The organism is Desulfothermus okinawensis JCM 13304, assembly GCF_054654515.1.
The window spans coordinates 1-916 of sequence record NZ_BAAIEW010000065.1; the positions used below are offsets into that span (position 1 = coordinate 1).

The 916-nt window shown below is 35.2% G+C and carries 1 protein-coding gene and 1 pseudogene; both read right to left on the reverse strand.

The window, feature by feature from the left end; genetic code table 11:
• Positions 1-148: 148 nt before the first annotated feature.
• The gene (locus ACYQ0O_RS13020) at positions 149-631 is read right to left on the reverse strand and encodes a hypothetical protein (protein WP_459893763.1); all 483 of its coding nucleotides are present in this window, start codon (positions 629-631) and stop codon (positions 149-151) included.
• 90 nt (positions 632-721) lie between these two features.
• Positions 722-916, reverse strand: a pseudogene (locus ACYQ0O_RS13025) (hypothetical protein); the annotation flags it as partial.

Here is a 916-nt window from a genome sequence, read left to right on the forward strand (position 1 = left end):
TCATAACCTTTACACTACTTATAAAAAATTTTAAGTTCAATGTTCAACGTTTTAGGTTCTCTTCATCCTTTACCCTTCTACCTTTCACTAATCACTTTATCCATAACCCAATCAATAAGGAGCTAAAGAAATAGGCAGAAAAGATATTTTATTTAAAGAGCTTAATCCATATTGGCATAAGGGCATTGATACACAAAAGCGCACTAAATCCTATGCCAATAAACCACTGAATAAAGCCCAACCTTTTATCTATGGCTTCAAATCTTTTATCCACAGCTTCAAATCTTGCGTTCATTTCCCTTTGTAGCGCCTCGAACCTTTTGTCCATGGCTTCAAATCGTTTGTCTACGGCCACAAATCTTGCATTTATTTCCCTTTGCAGTGCTTCAAATCTTTTTTCCATTGCCTCAAAACGTGCAGATTCTATTTCCCTCAGGGCCTTTAGCTCTTCTTCAACCCTGACGACCCTTTCCATTAAGGAAAGTTCCCTGGCCCTCTGGTCATTGGAAATGATAAATTCTTCTAACTCTTTTTTTATCAGGTTGCTTATATAGTCCTTTAAATGTCCTTGCAGGAGTTCAGGTGGAATTTTTTCAGAGATGTTGTTTTGTTCTATTATTGTCTCATTCATAACCTTTACACTACTTATAAAAAATTTTTACGTCAACAAGGGATTATTTAATTTAAAATGGCAACATATTGATATGTTATAAAAAATAAGCTATTTAAAGAGCTTAATCCATATTGGCATAAGGGCATTGATACACAAAAGCGCACTAAATCCTATGCCAATAAACCACTGAATAAAGCCAAGTCTTTTATCCACAGCTTCAAATCTTACGTTCATTTCACTTTGCAGAGCCTCAAATCTTTTTTCTATTGCCTCAAAACGTGCAGATTCTATTTCCCTGAGAGT